Below are 15,868 nucleotides of genomic sequence, written 5' to 3'. Positions count from 1 at the left end.
CCGGATTTTGCAAACACCCCCGCGTAACAAGCACGCTCCGGTGTTCAGCAAGCAAAATTCGAAAGCCCTAAAGCGCCCGCCAGCCAATATCGCCGCGAAAGAAGCCCTCGGGCCAGTCAATGCGTTCAACCATCCCGTAAGCCGCATCCCGCGCCACGCGCAAGCTCTCACCGCGCGCTGTCACGGTTAAGACGCGGCCGCCAACCGCCGCAATCGCGCCGTCAACTTCAGCCGTGCCAGCGTGAAAACACATATGCGTGCTATCCTCGGGCAAGCCCGCCAAGCCACCAATGCGCGAGCCTTTTTCATAGCTCCCGGGGTAGCCGTTCGCCGCCATCACAACCGTCAAAGTATGGTCATCGGCCCAGTGCACTTGGCTCTCGGCCAACCGCCCCTCGGCCGCTGCCTGAATATGGTCAAACGCCTGCGCGCCTAGGCGCATCATCAACACCTGGCACTCTGGGTCCCCAAAGCGCACGTTGTATTCAACCAGCCTTGGTTGCCCGTCTTTGACCATCAGCCCGACAAACAGCACCCCTTGAAACGGCGTGCCGCGCTTGTCCATCTCAACAAGCGTCGGCATCACGATCTCGCTCATCGTCTTGGCAACGACAGCCTCGCTCATCACCGGTGCTGGTGAGTAGGCGCCCATGCCGCCGGTGTTCGGCCCCGTGTCGCCCTCGCCGACGCGCTTGTGGTCTTGTGCGGTGCCAAAGGGCAGTGCCTCAAGCCCGTCACAGAGCACAAAGAAGCTCGCCTCTTCACCCTCCATGAACTCTTCCACAACGACTTCCGCCCCCGCCGCGCCGTGCGCACCGCCGAACATGTCGTCAAGCGCCGCCAGTGCCTCGGGCATGTCCATAGCAACAACAACGCCTTTGCCCGCGGCCAAGCCGTCAGCTTTGATTACAATCGGCGCACCCTGCGCCTTCACATATGCAACCGCTTCGGCCTTGTCGGTGAAATGTCCGTAAGCTGCTGTCGGCGCATGCGCCGCGTCACAAACAGCCTTGGTGAACGACTTTGACGCTTCAAGCTGGGCCGCTGCTTTTGACGGCCCGAACGTGGTGATCCCGGCTGCGCGCAAGTCGTCCGCAACACCAGCGGCCAAAGGCGCTTCCGGCCCGACGATCACAAATTTGATGTCATTGGCCTTGGCCCAATCAACAACAGCAGCCCCGTTCTCGATGTCGAGCGCAACGTTGCTTGCCACATCGGCTGTGCCCGCGTTCCCCGGCGCGACAAAAAGCTTGTCACACTTGGGGTTCTGCGCCGTGGCCCATGCCAGCGCGTGCTCACGTCCGCCGCTTCCGAGAATAAGGATGTTCATGCCGCAACTCCTGCTTGGCCTTCGCTTGCGCGCGTTCTAAGCTGGCAGCCAGCAAGAAACAAGAGAGTGGCCTGATGTCAGACCTGATAGATGACCCCGAAGAAGGCGCAAATGCCCCCGAGTTTTCGGTTTCCGACATTTCGGGCGCGATCAAACGCCTCATCGAGGGCGAGTTCGCCCATGTCCGCATTCGCGGCGAGGTTGGCCGCGTGTCGCGCCCGCGCTCGGGGCATCTGTATCTTGATCTCAAGGATGACAAAGCCGTCATCAACGGCATCATCTGGAAGGGCGTCGCAAGCCGCCTTCAGGTGCAGCCCGAGGAGGGCATGGAAGTTGTCGCCGTCGGCCGCCTGACAACCTTCGCCGGACAGTCGCGATATCAGATCATCATCGAGGAGATCCGCCCCGCAGGTGTCGGCGCGCTCATGGCGATGCTCGAAAAACGCAAGCAGATGCTGGCAGCTGAAGGGCTTTTTGCCCCCGAGCTGAAAAAGCCGATCCCCTATTTGCCGCAGATCATCGGCGTGGTCACGTCGCCCTCCGGTGCGGTCATCCGCGATATCCTGCACCGCCTGCGCGATCGCTTCCCGCGCAAGGTTCTGGTCTGGCCGGTGGCCGTGCAGGGCGACAAATCCGCAGGCGAGGTGGCGCGCGCCATCGAAGGCTTCAACGCGATGAGCCAGGGTGGGGCCATGCCGCGGCCCGATCTCTTGATCGTCGCCCGCGGCGGTGGCTCGGTTGAAGACTTGTGGAGCTTCAACGAGGAAATTGTCGCCCGTGCCGTGGCCGCGTCAGATATCCCGCTGATCTCGGCGGTCGGCCACGAAACAGACACCACGCTGATCGACTTTGTCTCGGATAAACGCGCGCCCACACCCACAGCTGCCGCCGAGCTCGCGGTGCCGGTGCGGCTTGAGCTGATGGCTTGGGTCAACGAACAGGGCGCACGGATGAGCACGGCCCTCACCGGTAATGTCGAGCGTCGCGGCCAGCGTCTGCGCGACCTTGCCCGCGCCATTCCGCGCCCCGAAAGCCTTGTTGAACCTGCGCGACAACGCATGGACCGCGCCGCCGAGCGCCTGCCAGCCGCCCTGCGCCACGGCGTGCAAACGCGGCAAGTGACCCTCTCGGAAGTCACAGGCTCCTTGCGGCCCTCAATACTTACCCGAGCGGTGAGTGGCGAGCGCCAACGCCTCACAGGCCTGAGCGCACGGATGAACTTGCAAGCCCTTCAAGCTGACATGCAGCGCAAACAAACCGACCTCACGCGCCTCACCAAGCGCATTTCCGACACGGGCCGCGCGCAGCTGCGTAGCCTCACCGAGCGGCTGGAAGCGACCGACCGCCTGCGCGAAACCCTGAGCTACAAAGCCACTCTCGGGCGCGGTTATGCCGTAGTGCGCGGTGAGAGCGGTGTTGTGACCACCAAAAAAGCCGCCGCCAAAGCAGGGGCGCTCGAGATCGAGTTCGCCGATGGCCTCATGGCGTTGGGTGAGGGCGGCGAAGCAGCTGCGAAAGCCAAACCAAAACCCAAACCTACCAAGCCAACCGACCAAGGCTCGCTTTTCTAGCCGCACAGCATGTTCTGTTTCCGACAGGATGTGTCGCCAACCGACAGGCGCAGCCGCCCCTTGCGCGCGACCATCATGCCAAGCAACGGGAGTGATTGACATGGCACGAGGAACACGCAGGAGTGGGGGAAATCGGGGTCGCAGTGGCGGACGCGCAGGCGCAGCCGAACGGCGCGGCGCAGATGTTATCGAGCAAATGCCATGGCGCTTGCCCAAGAACATCGACAGACCCACAGAGCCCCTCGATGAAGAGGGCGTGCAGGCCATTCACAACGGCGCCATGCGCATCTTGGAAGAGATCGGCATCGAGATACTCAACGCCGAAGCCCTTGAAATCTTTCGTGAAATGGGCGCAACCATTAAGGGCGAAAACGTGCGCATGGGCCGTGATATGGTTATGGAGCTGATCGGCAAAGCGCCCTCCAGCTGGAAAATGACCCCGCGCAACAAAGAGCGTGAACTGATCGTCGGCGACGGGCATATCCTGTTTGGCAACGTCTCTTCACCGCCCTCCTACTGGACAATGGAAACAGGCCGCAAAATGACCGGCACCCGTGAAATGTGCGCCGATCTGATCAAGCTCAGCCAGTATTTCAACTGCATTCACTTCTGCGGCGGCTATCCGGTTGAGCCTCAGGATATTCACGCCAGCATCCGTCACCTTGACGTGCTCTACGACAAGCTGACGCTCACCGACAAGGTCGTGCACACCTATTCGCTCGGTAAGGAGCGGGTCGAAGACTGCATGGAGATGGTGCGCATTGCGGGCGGGCATTCCCACGAAGAGTTTGACGAAGGCCCGAAGATGTATACCAACATCAACTCGACCTCACCGCTCAAACACGACGAGCCGATGCTTGATGGCTGGATGCGTCTTGCACGGCGCAATCAAGGGCTGATCATCACGCCTTTCACACTGGCCGGTGCGATGGCCCCCGTGACAATGGCGGGCGCTGTGGCGCAGTCGATCGCCGAGGGGCTGATCGCCGTGGCCCTGGCGCAATACATCCGCCCTGGCGCGGCTTGCGCGATCGGCACATTCACCAGCAATGTTGACATGAAATCAGGCGCACCCGCTTTTGGCACACCCGAATACATGCGCGCCACACAAATGACAGGCCAGCTCGCGCGCTTTTACGGCTTGCCGATGCGCTCTTCAGGCGTTTGCGCGGCCAATGTGCCCGACGGGCAGGCAATGTGGGAAACCTCCAACAGCCTCTGGGCGGCCGTGCAATCAGGCACCAACCTCGTCTACCACGCGGCGGGCTGGCTTGAAGGCGGGCTGATAGCAAGCCCCGAAAAGTTCATCATGGATTGCGAGATATTGCAGCAGATCCAGCGCTATCTGGAGCCGGCCACATTTGCGACAACCCCCGACGACATCGCCATCGATGCGATCGCCGAAGTCGGCCAGCAGGGGCACTTCTTCGGGCTGCAACACACCCAAGACCGCTACACAACGGCCTTCTATCAGCCCTACCTCAGCGACTGGCGCAACTTTGAAGCATGGGACGCCGCAGGCGCCGTCTGGACACCCGAGCGTGCGCACCACATCTACAAAGAGATCATCAGTAGCTTCGAGGCCCCACCAATGGATGAGAGCATCCGCGAAGAACTCGCCGCCTTCGTCGCCAAACGCAAAGAAGAAGGCGGCGCACCAACAGATTACTGACGGACTACTGACAGAGCACAGGCTTTGATAAAAGGCAGAGTGAATGACTGCTGTGCGGACTTAGCTGACGTTCGCTGTTGGCTCTTCGATGTCGGCTTCGGCGAATGTTTAAGAAATGGTGTTTCTTGGGTGCCCGTTCAATCAAATTTCGGTTGATGTAATTTGGTCAATTTCATTCAATAAATGACCCAATAGCACCCAGAGGAACTCCAAAATGTCCGCGAAAACCGACTATATCCTGCGCAGCCTCCAGAAGATCCGAAACAAGAAATGGGAATTTTTTATTGTCTCGCGGATTATCCATGCGCTGGACGACGACGAGATCGAGTTTGTAACGCAACAATATGTACGAAAGAAAAGCGGTGCATACGCGCTGACTGACCTATATTTTCCACAGTTTGATCTTCATCTTGAAATTGATGAGCCGCACCACGAGCAGGAGGTTGCAAAAGAGAAGGATACGCTTCGGACACGAGACATCGTTTTGGCGACGGGACATACAATCGAGAGACTGAAGACTCAGAACGATGACAAGACGCTTAAATCCTTATCTGAAGTCAGAAGAGAAGTGGATGAATTCGTTAAGAGAATACGCATTCAAAAAGCGAGGAAATTTGATTTTTTGCCCTGGAATTTCGAAACGCGATACTCGCCTGAGCCAGTGATCGAGCGTGGGTTTGTGAGAATTGCGGACAACGTTGTGTTTCGGAAGCAGATCGACGCGATGCGGTGTTTCGGCTTCAAGGGAAAGGGCTGGCAAAGAGGAGCATGGGGAATTCCCGATAGCGACTATTATCTGTGGTTCCCAAGGTTGTTCGAGCACGGCATGTGGCGGAATGAACTTTCGGAAGATGGGAAGGTAATCCATGAGCGGGCGATCAACTCAGCAGGAAGGGTGTCGATCACAAAGCAAAGACGGGCCATTCGCGAGGATCCAAACCGGAAGGCCATCGTCTTTGCAAAGGCGAAAGATGCACTTGGGTATAGCTTGCTTCGATATGTGGGCACCTTCCAGCCACGAATGACAGAAACTGATCCAGACGTTATTTCTTTCGACCGGATAAAGACATGTGAGAAGGTTCGTATTTGAAGTAACAGCTCAAAACTCAAGCAGTTGCTGAGTGTTTTTGACTCTCGCCTGATAGCTGACATTAGCTGGATTGCAGAAATCTGGTAACGAGGCTCAAACCCGCCCTTCGCTGCGCTTGAAACTTGAAGCCCGGCGCGTTCACTTGTCACAGCTGCAACAATTCTGCTGAAACACTGCGCAATATCTGCGTGAATGCTTTGATAATCGTGCCTATAGTGGCCCCAAATTCAGGAGCATTTTACAATGATAAAGCGGTTGGAACTGACACTGATAGGCGGGTTTTCGGGCCTGCTGTTATGGGTGTTCATTGACTATCTTCCAGACCTTGTTTCCACAGGTTGGGCGTTACATTGCGCCGCAATTTTTGCGACGGTCTTTTGTTTTTCGGTGCTGGCGCTTGTCGGGCCCGAGCGGCCCGAGCGGGCGCTTCTTCCTTCCGCTGCAATCGCTGTTGTTGTCACGCTGCTCACCTGGATGGGCGGGCTGCGGTTTACCACATCACAGGAGTTTTTCTCGGCTGGTCACACCGTCATTGCGCTGATCGCAATCGTTGTGATCTCTATCCCCTTTGCGGCGTCAAACCTTCAGGAAAAAGGCGGCTGGCGCAATTATCAAAGGCTGTTTGATGGCTACTGGGGCGTCTTCATCCGCTTTCTTGCCGGCTCGGTTTTTGTCGGGCTGATCTTTCTGGTGCTCTTCCTGTCTGACGAACTTCTAACGCTGGTTGGCGTGCGCTTCATCGGTGATCTGCTCAGCAAAGAAATCGTTGTCTTCACCCTTTGGGGGGCGGTCTTCGGGCTCGGAATTGCGACGGTTTACGAGCTGCGCGACTACGTCTCGCCGGTGCTGGTGCACCGCTTGTTGCGGATGCTGGTGCCGCTGGTGCTGGTGGTCGTGGTCATATTCCTCGGCGCATTGCCGCTGCGCGGGCTGACGGGGCTGTTTGGCAAGCTGTCTACCGCGACCGTTCTGATGAGCGTTGCCTTCGGCGCGATCACCCTGATCACCACGCTGATCGACCGCGACGATGAAAACGCCGCCACGACACGGTTTATGGTGTTCTCGTCGCGCGCACTGGCGGTGCTTTTGCCCGCGCTGGTCGGCTTGGCTGTCTACGCGGTGTGGCTGCGGGTTGCTGCATATGGCTGGACACCGTCGCGGGTTATCGCCGCATATGCTGCGCTCTTTCTCAGCGCCTATGCGCTTTACTATGCCTATGCGGCCCTCAAAGGCGGCGACTGGCAACAAAAGCTGCGGCAGGGCAACCTTTATATGGCCCTCGCGACCTGTGCAGGCGCGGTCTTGTGGCTTACCCCGTTGATCAACGCCGAGCGCCTCTCGGCCAAAAGCCAGCTGGCGCGTTTTGAAGCCGGCGAAACCGAAGTGAAAGACCTGCCGCTCTATGAGCTCGCGCATGACTGGGGCAAGCCCGGTGAGGCCACGCTTGCGGCACTGGAAACCAGCGACAACGACGCGCTCAAAGAGAAAATTGCCGACGCGCGCAAAGCACAGAGCATTTGGTCGTTTCGCCGTGAACAGGACACCGTGAGCCTGCAAAACCGCCGCGAGGCCCTTGCCCCGCGCATCGCCATGCGGCCACAAACCGCGGCGTTGTCAGACATTCTAGACGGCATGCCGGACTATGCGCTCAGATCATTTGAGAACAATTGCCCGAAAGCGACAGAACCAAGCTGTGTGATCCTCATGCTTCCCGAAAACGCCATGTCACAAACCCGCGCGGTGTTGATCTCGCAGAAGTCACGCTACCCGATGAACCTCGTGTTCCAGACTGATAAATATGTGATCCAGGGCAGTGTTCGTTTCCGCAAGGGCACTGAAGTTGTCGGTTTGCCGAACGATCTCTTTGAAAAGGCCATGGCTGGCGAGTTCACCGTCAAACCCGTGACGCAGGAATTTCTCAGCTTTGGCGATGTGCTGCTTGTTCCGAACAATTGAAAGTATTGACGGCATGTTAACTTCTTTGATGCAGGGTGCTCTTAAAAGGAAAGAGGCTGATGCACGGGCTGATAAATCGCACAATTCAGTGTTTCGCACAGGACACTTACGATGCTTCAGTCTGGGGCGCCGCGGTTGCGGCTGCGGGGCTGAAAACGACAGAATTCGAGGCAATGCTCGCCTATGATGACAGCACAACACTTGCTGTCCTGAAGGCCCTGTCTGACGAGGTTGGAACGCCTTCGGAAGTCATTCTGGAAGATATCGGAACCTATCTCGTCACTCACAAAAACTGCGAGGCTGTTCGCCGGTTGCTGCGCTTCGGTGGTGTTGACTTCATCGAATTTTTGCATTCGCTTGACGACTTGCCTGACAGAACCCGACTTGCAGTTGCCGAATTGGAGCTGCCAAAGCTTGAGCTGCGAGAGCATTCGATCGAGCAGTTTAGCGTCTCCGTTGAAGGCCGCGTGCGAGGGTTTGCTGCTGTCTTGATGGGCGTTCTGCGGGCGATGGCCGATGACTATGGCGCCTTGGTTTTTCTTGAACGTCTGGCAAGCCGTAGCGGTGTCGAAATTATCGAAATCAGAGTGATCGAAACAGCATTTGCCGCCGGTCGCGGTTTTGAGCTCGGGGTGCGAACCGGATGAGCAGTATGCGGCAAAAAGATCTGGCAGAGTTGTTTGACCTGTTCTGTCCGATGCACTTGCAACTTGATGAGACAGGTCACATCACACATGTTGGCCCGGTTTTACAAAAGCTGCGTCCAGACTCTGTGCTCGTCGGTCGCCGGTTCATGGAGTTGTTCGAGCTGCGCAGACCGCGCGCTGTTACGTCAATGTCCCAGCTCTTGGAAAGTGCCAAAGTCAAACTGCATATGCGGTTTCGCGATGCCCCCCAAACCGACTTGAAAGGCGTTCTTGCGCCGCTGCCTGACGGGCAGGGGGCTGTCGTCAACCTGTCATTCGGCATCTCCTTGATGGACGCGGTGCGCGACTACGCCCTGACCAGCACAGACTTTGCCGTGACCGATCTTGCGATCGAGATGCTCTATCTGGTTGAGGCAAAGTCAGCCGCGATGGAGGCCTCGCGCACCTTGAACTTGCGTTTGCAGGGCGCAAAAATTGCCGCAGAAGAACAGGCCTTTACCGACACGCTCACCGGCCTGAAAAACCGGCGTGCTATGGACCATGTGCTCGAACGGCTGACAGGATCCGAGCGCACATTTGCCTTGATGCACCTTGATCTCGACTATTTTAAAGCGGTGAATGACACCTTGGGCCATGCGGCGGGCGACCATGTTTTGCAAAACGTCGCGCGCGTGATGGTTGAGGAAACCCGCAAGGAAGACACCGTTGCCCGGGTTGGCGGCGACGAGTTTGTCATTATCTTCGACGAACTGACCGATCGGAAAATGCTGGCAAAAGTCGCCGAGCGTATCATCAAAAAACTTGAAGAGCCGATGCCGTTTGGAGAACATCTCTGTCATATCTCCGCGAGCTGCGGCACAGTGCTCTCTGTCGGCTATGAGCACCCGAGCGCCGCCGAAATACTGGCAGATGCCGACTTGGCCTTATACGCCTCAAAAAATGCAGGCCGCGCGCAGCACAGATTTTTCTCCAAGAACATGAGAGAGGCAGGCATCGGCGCCATCGCAGCGAGCAAAACACCCGCCAACGCCAAGCCGGATGCGCCGCAAGAACGCCGCCGCAGCTAGTTTCCTCTCAAGTTTACGTTAGGACACCGCCAGCTTTTGCTTGCTTTTATGCGCAAGCTACGCTCGCATGAGGTATGGATTATGCAGAGAAATATGCCCTTATTGGTGCGGGCCCGATGGGGCTGGCCGCGGCGCGTGCGCTGAGCAAACATGCAGTGCCCTTTCAGGGCTTTGAGCTGAACTCCGACGTCGGCGGCTTGTGGGACATCGACGGGCCGCGCTCGACAATGTATGAAACCGCGCATCTTATTTCGTCCAAAACGATGACCGAGTTTGATGAATTCCCGATGAAAGACGAGGTTGCGGAGTATCCGTCACACCGGGATGTGCTCGCGTATTTCCGTGACTTTGCCCGTCATTTCGAGCTCTACCAGCATTACCGCTTTGGCGCTGAAGTGCTCAGCGCCGTGCCCGAAGGCGAGGCCTGGCGCGTTACTTGGCGCGAAGGCGGCGAAGAAAAGAATGCGCTGTTCAAAGGCATCCTGGCCGCGAACGGAACCCTCTCCGAGCCGAACATGCCTGCCTTTGAAGGCAAGTTTTCAGGCGAGCTGATCCATGCCTCCGAGTATCGCGATCCAAGGCAGTTTGCGGACAAACGGGTTTTGATCATCGGCGCAGGGAACTCGGGCTGTGACATCGCAGTCGACGCGATCCATCATGGCAAAAACTGCGATATATCGCTGCGGCGCGGGTATTATTTTGTGCCCAAATATGTGTTTGGAAAGCCCGCCGACACTGTTGGTGGTGCGATCAAACTCCCGATGTGGCTCAAGCGGCCGATCGACAAATGGTTGCTCAGCTGGTTTGTCGGTGATCCTCAGCGCTACGGCTTTCCGAAGCCTGATTACAAACTGTATGAAAGCCACCCGATCGTGAATTCGATGATCCTGTTTCACGCGGGCCACGGCGACATCACCGTTCGCAAAGATGTTGACCGCTTTGAAGGCGACACCGTGTGGTTCAAGGACGGCAGCAACGGCGATTATGACATGGTGCTCTGTGCCACTGGCTACAAATTGCACTACCCGTATTTGGACAAAGGGCTGCTCAACTGGCAGCGTGATGCGCCGCATCTTTACCTCAACTGCATGCATCCCGAGCGCGACGATCTGTTTGTGCTTGGTATGGTCGAGGCTTCGGGCCTTGGCTGGCAGGGCAGGGCTGATCAAGCCGAGATGGTGGCGCTCTACCTCGCTGATTTGCAAAGCTCAGGCGCTTCCGCGTTGCGCCAGCGCAAGCAAGCAGGCTTTGAACGCGCAACTGGCGGAATGGGTTATATTGATCTGCCGCGCATGGCCTACTACGTCGACAAGCGCACCTACCTTGCAAAGTTGCACAGTGAAATCAAAGCATTAAGGGGGGCGAAATGAACGGCATTGATGAAATCATGCTCAATTTCAGCCCCGGCTCGCTGACGCTGCTGAACGGCATCCTCGCGATTGTCATGTTCTCGATAGCACTTGATCTGCGTGTGGATGATTTCCTACGCATTCTGAAAGCACCGCGCCCCGTTATCGCGGGCGTGCTCTCGCAGTTTCTGTTGCTGCCCCTTGTCACCTTCATCTTGGTGCTGGTGATGCAGCCGAGCGCGTCTATCGCTTTGGGGCTGATCCTGGTCGCGGCTTGCCCGGGCGGCAATATCTCGAACTTTATCACTCATCGCGCAGGCGGAAACACCGCGCTATCGGTGACACTCACAGGCATTGCAACGCTAGGGGCAATTGTTCTCACGCCGGTAAACATTGCCTTCTGGGGCAACCTTTATGCGCCCAGCCGTGCCTTGCTGCAAGCAACCGAGATCAGCCCGTTGCAGGTTGCTGTCACGGTGGCGTTCATGCTCGTGTTGCCTTTGTGCCTTGGCATTTGGCTGAATAGCACGCGCGAAGAGCTGGCACGAAAGCTGCGCCGTCCGATGCAAATTCTGTCGATGAGCATCTTTGTGGCGTTCATCATTCTCGCGCTGGCCGCGAACTGGGCGTTCTTCCTCGGCTATGCATGGATCGTTGCGGGGCTGGTGTTCTTGCACAACGGTCTGGCGCTGGGGACGGGCTGGCTGACGGGCGCTGCCTTCAGGCTGGATAGCCCCGATAAACGCGCCCTGATGATCGAAACCGGCATTCAAAATTCCGGCCTCGGGCTGGTGCTGATTTTCGGGTTCTTTAACGGGCTCGGCGGCATGGCCATCGTCGCAGCGTTTTGGGGTATCTGGCATGCGATATCGGGCATCACAATGGCAATGCTGATCAACAGAGCGCCCAAAACATGAGCCGTGTGCTGATCACCGGCGCCTCAGGGCTTGTCGGGCGGGCCGTTGCGTCTGTGCTCGACAGCTCTGATCATGAGCTGATCTTGACAGATTTGCAGCCCTACGAGGGCATGCCGGAAAATGCTGTGTTCGAGCGCCTTGATGTGACAGGCACAGACGCAGAGGCCGTGATCGGGCGCATCAAACCTGATGTGGTCATTCATCTGGCCTCGATCGTCACACCTTCCAAAGGCTCAACACGCGAGTTTGAATACAGCGTTGACGTGCAAGGCAGTGAAAACGTCTTGCAGGCCTGTCTCACGCATTCTGTGCGGCGGCTGGTCGTAACATCTTCGGGGGCGGCCTATGGCTATCACCCGCGCAACAAAGCCTTTCTGCTCGAAGACTCGCCGCTGGAAGGCAACGAGGCCTTTGCCTATGCGCATCACAAACGACTGGTGGAAGAGCGTTTGGAAAAGGCCCGCGCAGAACACCCTGATCTTGAGCAAGTGGTGTTGCGCGTCGGCACGGTGCTTGATGTCGGCACCGACAACCAGATCACCGCGCTGTTTCGGCGGCCAAAACTGCTGACAGTTTCAGGCGCGACAGGGGGCTTCGTGTTCATTTGGGCAAAGGACTTGGCGCAGGTCGTCGCGCGTGCGGCAGCGGCCGGGCCCGCAGGTATCTATAATGTTGCCGGTGACGGGCAGGTTAGCATGCAGGCCCTGGCCAAACGCATGAACAAGCCGCTGCGCACTCTTCCGGCTTGGGCGCTCAAAGCTGCACTCGCGGTTGCCAAACCCTTGGGCCTAAGCCGCTACGGGCCCGAGCAAGTCAGGTTTTTGCAGTATCGCCCGATGCTTGACAACCGCGCCCTGAAGGCCGGTTTCGGATACACCCCCGAGCTGACAAGCGCCGAGGTGTTTGACTTATGGTGCAAAGGAGAGGGCTTGTGAGCCGCGTTGCACTTATCGCTGGTGGCGCGGGGGGGCTTGGCCGTGCGCTGACTGCCGAGTTGCTGAACGAGGGCTTTCATGTGGTCGCGCTTGACTTGCCCTCTGCCGCGCTCGCCGGCCTTGAGGGGTGCGAAACAGTCGGCTGTGACATGACCGACGCTGCGGCTTTGAGGGAGGCTTGTGAAGGCATCACCAAAGCCCATCCCGCGATTGATCTGGTGATCTACGCGCAAGGCGTTACGAGTTTGGCTGCCTTTGAAGATGATAACGAGCGCCAGCACCGGCGGGTCTTTGAAGTGAACTACTTCGCATCGGTCGCTTTGGCGCGGAATGTGTTTCTGGCGGTTCGCGCCGCACAGGGCACACACCTTGCAATCAGCTCGGTTGCGGGGTTTGCACCGCTTGTGCGGCGCACGGCCTATGCCGCAAGCAAGCACGCGCTAGAGGGTTTTTTCAAGTCGCTCCGAGGCGAGGAAGCAGCCCACGGAGTACACGTATTGATTGCAGCCCCAAGCTTTGTCGCGACCAATATCGGCGCGGCCGAGGCCTCGGAAAACGGTCTGACAAGGCCCGGTTCGGCATCAGACGGTATCGACTATATGAGCCCGAAAGAGGCAGCAGTTGCCATAATTTCCGGCTACAAGAAGCGCCGCAAAATGACACCGATAGGGCGGGTTGCACGCCTGTCTGCATGGGCGATACGCATTTGGCCCGACTTTTACGAACGGCAAATGCTCAAACGCATTAACAAGCCGTGAATTTCTACTATTTGCCTTAGTTCTGCCCCAAGACGGCCAGCATCCAACCCTAGGATGAGTGGGTGTGAAAGAGTGGAAACGGCATGGATTCCGGAAAAGATCTTAAGCAAAACAGCGATATTGCAGCCTCGGAAGAGGATGCAACGCTGGATATTGTGCGCTTGCTCATCGAGACAGAAAACCGCCGTCTTGAAACACGTCCAGAAAGCACTGAGGGCGCCAGCTACCTGTCGAAAAAGGCCGCACAAACCGCGCCCGCAGAGGCCGAAACCGCTGCGAATGCTCCGGCTGAAGCCACGCTCGCACCCGCAGTTCCATGCCGCAATCCGGCCGGATCGACGCGCCGCAAGCAGCGAGACGCACCAGAACACCCCCAGACCGAAGCCGAGCCTCGTCCGGAAGTTGAAGACCTGCGACCAAGCCGGTTGGGCCTGCCGCGCCCGCGCCTGAAGCTGCCGCGCCCACGCCTGAAGCTGCCGGCTTTCAGGCTGCCCTCCGTTTTGCCACGTTTGCGTAAAACAAACGCCAGCACGCCCGAGCAACTGCACACGCCCGACGCGAGCCGTGAAAGCCACAAGGTTGCTGTCTTAAGTGAGGCCGATGTCGCCAGACGCAAAACCTACCTGAGAATTGCCACCTTTCTGGCCATCGCCGCCCTGATCTACTTCAAACCCTGGCTCATAGCGCTGTTTGCGTTCATGGTTCTGTGGCTGGCGCTGATCGGATTTTTGCTAATGGGCAGCACCCGTGTGAGCGACTTTGCCGATCGTGTTTGGGCCTACTACCAGAAAAAACGCCCCGCCAAAGCAGAGGCTTTGTTGCAGACATGCCAACGCGCCGCCGACAGGCTCGACGGGTTGCTTGCACGCCTGCCAGAACGCTGGACAGATGGCATCTACTCGCCCGATCTGGGCCGCTCCGAACGCGCCCTCGAGGAAGGCGAGCCCTATGTCCTCAAAGATGACCCATTCGACAAATTGCGCAGCCAAACCAATCCGGCTGAGTAAACAGCCTTGAAATCGCGCGGCGACCTGCGTATGTGACCTCTAAGTCGCTAGGAAAGAAGAACACATGGCCCGCACAAACCCGCTCCAGTTTATTCAGCAAACCCGCGCCGAGGTTTCTAAAGTTGTGTGGCCAACCCGCCGCGAAGTGCTGCTGACAACCGTGATGGTCTTCATCATGGCCACCCTCACAGCAATCTTCTTCGCGCTGGTCGATATCCTCATTCGCGGCGGCCTCGAAGCTGTCCTCAATATCTTCGGCTAAACGCGCTTTCCCCCTCCGCAAATGATACTGCCATAGTCACCCCATGAGACTAAGCAGACTAAGCTGACAAGAAGTGCGCGCCCGCGCCCACACTGCGCTTGATAAGGCCGTTGGCAAGCTCTACCGCCGCTCGCAAGCAAGCCGAAGCGAAAGCGCAAGAAGGGTTAACCTTAAGCGCGCCACGTTAAGTTAATCCGCGTTAACACATGGCTGCAAAACTGTGCATACTGCGGTCTGCACTGTGGTATGCACTGCTATCTGCACAGCGGTTTCGGGGCATGGCCTATGGCCTTTGCGGCGTTAACCACAAGGTGCGCTGGGGTAGGGCGGCCTTTCGGGTTATGTGCTATCTTGCTGCTATCAAAGCATTTTTTGCTCCTGTTTTGCCCCTATGCGGCGGTTTTGGCGGCATCGGTGCGCCGCAAGATATGCCAGCCAAGCGCCGTAATCACCCCGCCGCTTGCGTCTTTCAGACGTTTCAACCGGTTTTTGATGTTAAAAATTAATTTCTGTTAACGGGTGTGACCAAAGCCTTAAGGCGCCAAACAGGGCTTGAAAGCCGCGCCAGAGCGCGTTATGCCGCCTCCAATCCCTGACATCACGAGCTTAGAGTTTTACCCCAAGCGAAGTGTATCAGGATTTTGGATAACCGCCCGAATGGGCCGTCAGAGGAACGCACAAAATGGCAAAACGTTGGTATTCGGTAAGTGTGCTCAGCAACTTCGAGAAGAAGATCAAAGAACAAATCGAGCAGCAAGCCGAAGAGCAGGGATTGTCTGATCAAATCGACGAAGTGCTTGTTCCGACTGAAGAAATCATCGAAGTGCGGCGCGGTAAAAAAGTCACCGCCGAGCGCCGCTTTATGCCGGGCTACGTGCTCGTGCACATGGAGATGTCGGATCAGGGCTATCACCTGATCACCTCGCTCAACCGCGTCACAGGCTTTCTCGGCCCGCAAGGCCGCCCCATGCCCATGCGCGACGCCGAAGTGCAAACCATCCTTGGCCGTGTTCAGGAGGGTGAAGATGCTCCGAAACTGATGATCAGCTTTGACATCGGTGAGAAAGTCAAAGTCAGCGACGGCCCGTTTGAAGACTTTGACGGCATGGTCGAAGAAGTCGACGACGAGAACCAACGCCTCAAGGTTACAGTGTCAATCTTCGGCCGCGAAACCCCTGTAGAACTTGAGTTTACGCAGGTTTCCAAGCAGAGCTAAACGCGGCTTGCCAAGCCGGAATAATGGGTGTATTTGCCCAGCTTGCTGAGTAATTTCAGCGACTCGCGTGGGAGGCGAGGGTGCCGCGGTA

The 15,868-nt window shown here is 57.6% G+C and carries 14 protein-coding genes; 13 read left to right on the top strand and 1 reads right to left on the bottom strand.

Annotation, left to right across the window (positions count from 1 at the left end; all coding sequences use genetic code 11):
* Window positions 1–67: 67 nt before the first annotated feature.
* Window positions 68–1,330 (bottom strand): phosphoribosylamine--glycine ligase, encoded by a 1,263-nt coding sequence (gene purD, locus KO498_RS08410; protein ID WP_215959467.1) that lies wholly within the window; start codon window positions 1,328–1,330, stop codon window positions 68–70.
* A gap of 74 nt (window positions 1,331–1,404) precedes the next feature.
* Here purD and xseA point away from each other — a divergent pair, with 74 nt between their 5' ends.
* The 13 genes from xseA to nusG all read left to right on the top strand — a co-directional run bounded on the left by xseA (window position 1,405) and on the right by nusG (window position 15,777).
* A complete protein-coding gene (gene xseA / locus KO498_RS08405) occupies window positions 1,405–2,901 on the top strand; it encodes an exodeoxyribonuclease VII large subunit (RefSeq protein WP_215959466.1) in 1,497 nt (498 codons plus the stop codon).
* A gap of 100 nt (window positions 2,902–3,001) precedes the next feature.
* A complete protein-coding gene (locus tag KO498_RS08400) occupies window positions 3,002–4,573 on the top strand; it encodes a trimethylamine methyltransferase family protein (RefSeq protein ID WP_215959465.1) in 1,572 nt (523 codons plus the stop codon).
* A gap of 214 nt (window positions 4,574–4,787) precedes the next feature.
* Window positions 4,788–5,663 (top strand): AbaSI family restriction endonuclease, encoded by an 876-nt coding sequence (locus KO498_RS08395; RefSeq protein ID WP_215959464.1) that lies wholly within the window; start codon window positions 4,788–4,790, stop codon window positions 5,661–5,663.
* Window positions 5,664–5,906: 243 nt separating this feature from the next.
* Window positions 5,907–7,619, top strand: a complete 1,713-nt coding sequence (locus KO498_RS08390) for a DUF4153 domain-containing protein (RefSeq protein ID WP_215959463.1) — start codon at window positions 5,907–5,909, stop codon at window positions 7,617–7,619.
* A 59-nt stretch (window positions 7,620–7,678) separates the two neighbouring features.
* Window positions 7,679–8,266 (top strand): heme NO-binding domain-containing protein, encoded by a 588-nt coding sequence (locus tag KO498_RS08385; RefSeq protein WP_215959462.1) that lies wholly within the window; start codon window positions 7,679–7,681, stop codon window positions 8,264–8,266.
* A complete protein-coding gene (locus KO498_RS08380; protein ID WP_215959461.1) occupies window positions 8,263–9,333 on the top strand; it encodes a GGDEF domain-containing protein in 1,071 nt (356 codons plus the stop codon). Before KO498_RS08385 ends, KO498_RS08380 begins: the two co-directional genes overlap by 4 nt.
* A gap of 74 nt (window positions 9,334–9,407) precedes the next feature.
* Window positions 9,408–10,703, top strand: a complete 1,296-nt coding sequence (locus tag KO498_RS08375) for a flavin-containing monooxygenase (protein ID WP_215959460.1) — start codon at window positions 9,408–9,410, stop codon at window positions 10,701–10,703.
* The gene (locus tag KO498_RS08370) at window positions 10,700–11,599 is read left to right on the top strand and encodes a bile acid:sodium symporter family protein (RefSeq protein WP_215959459.1); all 900 of its coding nucleotides are present in this window, start codon (window positions 10,700–10,702) and stop codon (window positions 11,597–11,599) included. Before KO498_RS08375 ends, KO498_RS08370 begins: the two co-directional genes overlap by 4 nt.
* A complete protein-coding gene (locus KO498_RS08365; RefSeq protein WP_215959458.1) occupies window positions 11,596–12,534 on the top strand; it encodes an NAD-dependent epimerase/dehydratase family protein in 939 nt (312 codons plus the stop codon). Before KO498_RS08370 ends, KO498_RS08365 begins: the two co-directional genes overlap by 4 nt.
* Entirely contained in the window at window positions 12,531–13,292 is a 762-nt protein-coding gene (locus KO498_RS08360) for an SDR family NAD(P)-dependent oxidoreductase (protein WP_354667636.1), read from the top strand. Before KO498_RS08365 ends, KO498_RS08360 begins: the two co-directional genes overlap by 4 nt.
* Before the next feature lie 83 nt (window positions 13,293–13,375).
* A complete protein-coding gene (locus KO498_RS08355) occupies window positions 13,376–14,299 on the top strand; it encodes a hypothetical protein (RefSeq protein WP_215959456.1) in 924 nt (307 codons plus the stop codon).
* A gap of 64 nt (window positions 14,300–14,363) precedes the next feature.
* Window positions 14,364–14,561, top strand: coding sequence for a preprotein translocase subunit SecE (secE, locus tag KO498_RS08350; RefSeq protein WP_215959455.1), 198 nt, complete (start codon window positions 14,364–14,366; stop codon window positions 14,559–14,561).
* Between the two features lie 682 nt (window positions 14,562–15,243).
* On the top strand, window positions 15,244–15,777 hold the full coding sequence (gene nusG / locus KO498_RS08345) for a transcription termination/antitermination protein NusG (RefSeq protein WP_215959454.1): 534 nt from the start codon (window positions 15,244–15,246) through the stop codon (window positions 15,775–15,777).
* The last annotated feature ends 91 nt before the right edge of the window (window positions 15,778–15,868 follow it).

Origin of the sequence: Lentibacter algarum, from assembly GCF_018860975.1 — a bacterium.
GTDB classification, from domain to species: domain Bacteria; phylum Pseudomonadota; class Alphaproteobacteria; order Rhodobacterales; family Rhodobacteraceae; genus Lentibacter; species Lentibacter algarum_A.
Note: the sequence above shows the minus strand (reverse complement) of the source record. Positions and strands in the feature narration are given on the sequence as shown.